The organism is Hymenobacter fodinae (genome assembly GCF_004745825.1).
Lineage (GTDB): Bacteria > Bacteroidota > Bacteroidia > Cytophagales > Hymenobacteraceae > Hymenobacter > Hymenobacter fodinae.
The window spans coordinates 1-7,532 of record NZ_SRLA01000010.1; the positions used below are offsets into that span (position 1 = coordinate 1).

The 7,532-nt window shown below is 54.7% G+C and carries 2 protein-coding genes; both read right to left on the bottom strand.

Going from position 1 to position 7,532, the window contains the following annotated elements; translation table 11 throughout:
* Window positions 1-548: 548 nt before the first annotated feature.
* The gene (locus EU556_RS25845) at window positions 549-3,710 is read right to left on the bottom strand and encodes a malectin domain-containing carbohydrate-binding protein (protein ID WP_167855723.1); all 3,162 of its coding nucleotides are present in this window, start codon (window positions 3,708-3,710) and stop codon (window positions 549-551) included.
* A gap of 357 nt (window positions 3,711-4,067) precedes the next feature.
* The gene (locus EU556_RS25850) at window positions 4,068-6,704 is read right to left on the bottom strand and encodes a malectin domain-containing carbohydrate-binding protein (RefSeq protein ID WP_135437121.1); all 2,637 of its coding nucleotides are present in this window, start codon (window positions 6,702-6,704) and stop codon (window positions 4,068-4,070) included.
* Between the last annotated feature and the right edge of the window lie 828 nt (window positions 6,705-7,532).

Below are 7,532 nucleotides of genomic sequence, written 5' to 3' on the forward strand. Positions count from 1 at the left end.
CAGCCCGGCCCAGAGCCATCCCAACAAGATGATAAATCTATTAACCCTGTAGCCGAGAAACAACATAGAAAGCGCCAAGAATAGGTGGTACTAGGTAAAACGACTGTTGATTACCAATAGTACTATTATATTTTATGGATCAGTTAATTCTCCTTAAAACTTATGAACTTATGTTAGAAAAGTACTAATAATGGTTTGGTTGTCTAGCTTGCTTAAAGCAACCGTGAATGAATGATGATTTGCTGTGCAAGCGTTGGTATGCCATTAATGCGCGATATAATGAGTTTTGGTTAGCGCATTCAAATACGTGTTATACTTCTGTGTTCAATGCGCTCATACATTAATGTATTATTAGTTATAAATGGAGTGCGACTTGCTGTATGTTTTAACGTGCTGAAATAATATAACTTTAATAAGCTAAGTGTTGCAAACAAGGTGGCTGACAATGTAAGCTTCACGTACCTAAAAAGCCCCCACAGATGCATCGGCTAGCTGTAGAGCTTACTGATGCACCCGTGGGGGCGCTTTTGAAGAAGGCAGAAGTAAGGCTAGGGCTCTAGCGACACTTTCGTTCTTAATGTGGTGCCATCCTGCGGACGGAGGGAGAGGTAATACATGCCTTTAGCCAGATTTAACGTCTTTACAGGCAAATAATTAGCGCCGACACGTAGTGATAGATGCTGCTCATGCATCTTCCGGCCTATGCCGTCAGTCAGCGTTAAAACGGCTGCCTGCTCCTTTGTGCTGGTCAAGGCCACCGTGAAATCCCCAGTGGAAGGGTTGGGGTACGCCTGAAGCTCTTTGAACGAGTTAACTTCTGCCACAGGCAAGCTGGACGGTAGAATCTGAAGTGCCGAAAGCTTAGGGTAGTCTACCCCTCCATCTTGGGGTAAGGAACTCATATCCAGATTTAATATGCCGTCGTTTACGGTAACCGTAAATGTTTCGGTGATGGCCGTGTTAGCCCCCGCTTTAACAAATATATCGTAGTTGTCTAGGACCCGGGCGCCCTCCAAGCTCACATCAAATACCCGCTGTCCGGGGCCAGACCAGTAGATTTCTGCGAAGTGGAGCACCACTTGGTAGGTTCCATTGGTTACGGGCAGGGCATAGCGCAACTGGCCAGTACTGCCGTAGCGCTCGGTTTGGTAGAGCGCGTCATCTGGGGTACCCGCAATGCGAGCGGAGGTAGAGTACGTGGTACCTGGGGCGGGCGAGAAATAGTCGTCGGCAGCAAACGTGCTCTGCCCAATGCGCAGCGAAGGCCCACCACTATTGAGCTGATAAATTGATTCTTGAGGGCGTACCTCTAGTGCCGAGAGCTTGGGGTTGTCTCGGCCTCCTACTTGTGCCAGAGAGCTGAGGTCGATATTCAGCAAGTTATCCGTAACGGTGACGGTAAACGTCTCGGCGGTAGCAGTATTGGCTCCCACCTTCTGAAAAATATCGTAGTTATCGAGTACGGTGGCACCCTCTAAGCTTACGTCGAAGATGCGCTTCCGAGCTTCATTCCAGTAAAATTCAGCAAAGTGAAGTACCACCCGGTAGGTGCCATTCTCGACGGGTAAAGCGTAGCTGAGGGTTCCCTCAGGGCCGTAGCGTTCCGTCTGGTAAAGGGCATCATCATTGGTGCCGTTGATGCTAGCAGTAGTAGAGTACGTGGCTCCTGGGCGGGGCGAATAGTAATCATCGGCGGCAAATAGGCCTTGTGGAGTGGAATAAGCGGGCCCGCCGCTGTTGAGGCGGTAGATAGTCGATGGGGGAGGAGTGCCGCTGCCCGCATACACATAGGCCCGGCCTAGGTTCGCGGTGTAGCCCCGCGCCCCTACCACAACGTCGCTATTTCCGTCGCCGTTTACGTCGCCGGCTCCGGCCACGGCATTGCCGAAAAAGCTGCTGCCCGCCCCCGCCGTAAGCGTAGTACCCGCCTCAGTAGCTGCCACTGTAGCTGGTAGCCCCGAACCACGGCCATAGTACACGTAGGCCAGTCCCTGACCGTTGTTTACATCCTGAGCCCCCACAATGATGTCGCCAAACCCATCATGGTTCAGGTCGCCCGCGCCCGCAACTGAGCCTCCAAATTGGGTGTTCTTGGTCACGTCGGGGGTAAGGATAGAGCCGGGCGAGGCAGGCAGACCCTGACTGTTGCCATAGTAGACGTAGGCTCGTCGCAGCTCCTGCTGATTGGCAACAGCCCCCACCAGTACATCAGCGTACCCGTCACCGTTTACGTCGCCAGCGCCGGCCACAGAGGAGCCGAAATTAGAAAAAGTGGCCTGCCCGGTAAGCACTGAGCTGGCCGTAGGACTAGTGCCGGTGCTGCTGCCTAGAAACAAATAGGCTCGCCCCTGAAAGCTATTGTAAGCGTAGGCTCCCACGATAATATCGCTGAACCCATCGTGGTTCACGTCGCCGGCCCCCGCCACGGAGTAGCCGAAGCCAGTGAAAATTGCTTCACCCGTAAGAACCATGCTTGCACTGGCCGCTGCCACGGTGGTGCCTAGGCCACTACGCGTGCCGTAGAAAACATACGCTCGGCCTTGCCCACGGTTGTAGGCCTCAGCGCCCACTACTACATCGGCCAGGCCATCGTGGTTTACATCGCCGGCCCCTGCCACCGAAAACCCGAAGCTGGTACTGCCAATTTCGCCCACCAGGGTTGTGCCAACACTGCCCGTTAGGCCAGTACGGCTGCCGTAATACACATACGCCTTACCCTCGACGGGGGCGCCCACCAGTACATCATCATACCCATCGCCGTTGATGTCGCCGGCCCCACTCACCGAATAGCCAAAGTTGCCGCCCACATCATTAGTGAGTCGGCTGCTAGTGTTAGTGGTTAGGCCAGTTTGGCCACCATAATACACGTAGGCCCGGTTCTGAACGTAGGCTCCCACAATCACATCGTCGAAGCCATCTCCATTTACATCACCGGCGCTGGATACTGCGTAGCCAAAGCTGGTGGCCGAAGCCTCGCCAATAAGCGTGGCAAAAGGAGTGGTGGCCACAGGATCAATCGTCACAGGGTAGGTAGCCCCGGTATCATCTACTGCCAGCCGTAGGGTTTGGTCGTGGCCTAGGTGCATGCGTGCGGGCAATACCTTGCCGGTGGCATCCCACGCCTTGAGTCCGTTATAGGTGAGTACTGCCGGAGTACCCGCTCCCGAGCGAAAGGATATTTCTCCCGAGCCAGTCTGCTCTGGTTGCAGGGTTGTTTGCACTGCAAGCACTACTTCCACGGATCCAGCAGACCCTGCCGGGCGCCGCGCCACGTGAAAGTTCTGGCGAATACCCTCCGGGCTGTTTACATATTCTACCGCAAAGGCCTCGCCGTGCTGAAAGCGCACAGTGTTGTCGTGCACCTGAGCCAGAGCCGCCGCCACTGGGTGCAGAGACAACTGGCCGGCTCGCCCTACGCCACGCAGCTTCCAACTCACCTGCCAGGCCGGGGCTTCGCCCGGGGGCATGGTGGGCGTTAGAGAATAGGTGTCGGCTTCCAGCTGAGCCTGCAGATGCTCGGGTTCATTGCGCGCCGTCCAGCCGCCAGCCTGGCCTAGGCCACTAGGCTCCAGCAAGAAAGACCGTCGGAATACATCAGCCTGAACATCGGCTAGGCCACTAGTTGGCTGTGCGGCCCTGTGAGAACTGGCACACGAGGACGACGGTGTCGCGGGGCAGTACGGGGTGTAGGCCAGCCTGGTGGCGGCCATTGAAGGTGGCGGGGTTGCGGAGGGCTGTGCCAAAACCGGGGCACTCACCACGAGGGTGCCAAGTGCCCAACTACGCAACACTGAGTAAAGCTGTAGCATGTTACACGTGATAAAAAAGCGAGGAATAAATGATGAGCGGGGGCTGTAAACCCAGAAATAAGCACGTGTGGGAATTAGGTAGGACCTGCCAACAAAGCCCGTGGTACATTAGTGGGCTTCGGATAAGCCCGCGTTGGCGAGGCTATGGTCAGCAGGTTTTCTGGGTGCGGGTAAGCGGTAGATTGGGTCGTGAAAGGCTGTCTTTCGGATCGGTCGCCTGTCGTGGCGAGGCGGAGCCGGTTACTCAAAAACTGGAGCTTACTTCGCTACCAGCAGTCGTTCGTTGATGACTCCTTCTTGCAGGTACACCCGGAGAATGTAAGGTCCGGGGTGCAGCTTTCGGGTTGGAATAAGTAGGCGGTTGCTGCCCGGTTCGGCTTGCTGAGTGCCTTGCCACACGCAGTGGCCTTGGCTGTTAAACACTTCAGCTCGCGCCGCCTGGCTGCTGGTTGTTATGTAAGAAAGGGTGGCTTGGTCAGCTACAGGGTTCGGAAACAGGCTCCAGGTTTTTTCCGGACGGGCCGCCAGTGCACCAGCCAGGTTTGTGGGCGAAAGCCGTTGCACCACTAGTGCCGCGAGCTTGGCGTTGTCGGCATCGGTGCGGAACTCCAGGGTAAGCTCTCCGTCCGTGACGTTGACTGTGCGTTCCAAGTCAAGAGCAGTGGCAAAGGCTCCTGCCAGGGTGTAGATATCCAGATTGCTGATGATTTCCTGCCCCTCCGCCAACACGTCAAACTGCCGAAGATGGGGTGCGGTCCAATAGATTTCAGCCAGCTTAAACGTTAGGCGATATTGGCCTGCGGGGAGGGGAACATGGTAGCTGAAGTTGCCATAGCGCTCCGTTTGGTACAGAGCATCATCGGGGGTGCCAGCAATTGCGCTAGCGGTCTGGTAGGTGGTGCCCCCACGGAAATTCCGGTCGCTCTGGTACGCCAGATGATTGGCGTCGGTGTAGGCCTCTCCGCCGGCGTTCACAGCAAATACTACTCCGGTGGCGGTTACGGTTAGTTGCACCGTGCTCGTGGCCACGGCGTACCCCGGGGCTGTGGCCTGCACCACGGCCGAGTAGGTACCCGGCGAGAGGCCTGCGGCATCAAGTTGAATGGACACTTCTTGACCTACCAGGCCCGCTTTTCCTGTGCCGGTAGGCAGCCGTAACCACGCAGGCGCACCAGGCGCGCTAATGGTGTAAGAAGCCGTGCCCGTTAAGGTCCATAGTAAGTTGGTTATCGTAGTACTTCCACCTTGAGAAAGCTGGGCCTTTAAAGCAGGAGAGGAAAAGCGCAGTACGTTGCTGGGCTGCCGGCTAAGGGGCGTAAGCTGCGTGCTTTTTTCGGGAATAGCATTATTGTCGCGGGCACCTTGGGCCACTACTAGAGTGGAGCCGATTACTTGGGCAAAGGGCGCGACGAGAGTTGCGGGCAATGTACAGAAGGTGCTCCAGGCGTTGGTCGCGGGGTCGTAGCTAAGAATATCCCCGTAGTCGGAGAAGTTGTTGCTGCCGCCCACAATCAAAATCTGGCCATCCAGCGCAATAGTGCCGGGCTCAAAGTGCGAGCGGTTGACGGGCAAATCGGCCAAGCGAGTCCAGGCGTTGGTTGCTGGGTCGTAGGCGTGCACAAAGGCCCCAATTGAGCGCTGGCCGTCGTGGTCACGCTGGCCTCCAATGGCGTAAATTTTTCCGCCCACGGTCACGCCGGCCAAGTGGTTGCGGGGCTCGGGCAAAGGAGCGGCCTGCTGCCACCCGGCGGTTATGTTCTGCAGGTCCAGCACGTAATGGTCGCCCGTGTCAGTGCGACGGTCGGGGAGGAGGCCGCCAAAAGCGTGCAGGTAGTGGCCTACTACGGCCGCGGCACCAGACCCCCTGGGAGCGGGCAGGGGAGGACCCATGCTCCAAGTGTTGGTTTGGGTGTCATATATCTGCACGGCTGCCGTGACGGGGCCCGGGTGGTCACCTACAAATCCGCCGATGAGCCATACCTTCTTATCTACTACGGCTGCTCCCATGTGCGTGACGGCTAGCGGAGCCGGGGCCAGGTTAACCCACGTGTTGGTAGCTACCTCATAGCGCTGAGTGAGGTTGGTGCCAATCAGGTTGCCGTAGTAACCACCAAAGGTGTAGAGGTAGTCATCAACTAAAGCACTTTGTCCTTCCTTTCGCTCGTAGTCAACGGCGGCAGCTGGTTGCCAGTTGCAGGACGTGGTGGGCACTTGGGTGGTGCGTACTACCTCAATAGCGGCAATGGTAGGCTGATCTACAGTGGCCGAAAAGGCAAGGGTTAGCTCTCCATCCAGTACGGCCGTGGTGTACTCCTGCACAATGGCCGTAGTAGCCGGCGCCTGTGCGCTGATATCATATGCTACTAGGACTGGCCTACCCTCCAGCGCAACACTAAAAATGCGGTGGCCTTGGCCACCTGGCCCCCCGCCCGGCGCACCAAAGTAAATTTCAGCAAAGTGCAGACGCACTCGGTAGGTACCAAGCGTAACGGGAATGTGGTAGCTGAAGCCCCCGCGGTCAACGCCCGCACTGCGTTCACTTCGGTACAGCTCATCTTCCTGAGTCTGCGCTATATCTTGGGCTGCAGGGTTGCTAAAAGACGTGCCACCCTTGAAGTATGTATCCGCCAAAAACACCTTGGGTTCGGGCCCAGCCGTCTGGAACTGCCCCCCGCCGCAGTTGATGCGTATGGTGTCACTGGCTGATGCTAGCGTAGAAACCGTCGTGAGCTGGCGAGTTGGGGCAGCCTCGGCCTTACTTAGTATTGCACTTGTATCCGCCGCATTGAAACTTATTGGACTCTTTCTCCCCAAGGCCAAGGTGCCAACTAGGCATATGCTGGCCGCCAGCGCACCAACCCAAGGGCGGCGCGGCGCGAGTAACTCTGTTCTCATACCGTTCCCAGAAAGAATGTAACCCAATATGCACCCCCAAGTGCCTAAGTATACGACTTTATAAAGATATAATTGATTTTAGCCGAGAATATCACATAAAATTAATGGTTAGGCCGTTTCCATATGATCAGCGTCAATGCTAGTGACTGGCGCTTATTTGCATCTGTGGCGCATCGGTAATTCTTTAGTAGTCTGCAGTCTGTGTATATAGAGCTGATGATGTATAGCAAGACCGCCCGCTAAGCTCTTGAGCAAAGCTTACGTTCAGCAAAAAAGCGAGAAATACCCTTTATATTAATTTATAAAATATTGTATAATTCTATGTTTCTGTAACTAATGTGATTGTGATTATTGAAAGTATTTACATAACTAATCTAATTATAGTATAATGCAAATTGTTATAGTATATCATTAACTGTCAGTGCATTGTCTGATATACTAGAGTTTTGTTATATTCTTAATAAGCAGTAAGCAGCAATGTGCTACTTGCTATAGAATGTGTTGCCTTTATGATTTTATTGATAAGTTTGCAATAGAATAGTTCGAGGGCGTTGGGTTGTATTTCTTGATTTCGTTCAAATAGTAGTTTGAAACTGAAGCTCTGGCTAAGAGCCTCTTGGACCCGCTTTGCCCACGAATTCGCTGCTTCTTAACAGAAGTGGGTACTCACTCGCGCCCGAGTCTGTTTTAGCACTTTTCTCACAACCATTGGCAAAAGCCAAGTGGCGTTAGGGCTCCCTCTGCGCCTACACCAATCCATCTTTCACCTAATCTTTTTGCGTGACTAAACGAGTTATCATCTTGCTGGGGTGGCTCTGGGCGGGGCTA

Excerpts from the sequence above, each read along its gene's own strand:
- EU556_RS25845 (WP_167855723.1), bottom strand. The coding sequence starts at position 3,710 with ATGGCCGCCACCAGGCTGGCCTACACCCCGTACTGCCCCGCGACACCG.
- EU556_RS25850 (WP_135437121.1), bottom strand. The coding sequence starts at position 6,704 with ATGAGAACAGAGTTACTCGCGCCGCGCCGCCCTTGGGTTGGTGCGCTG.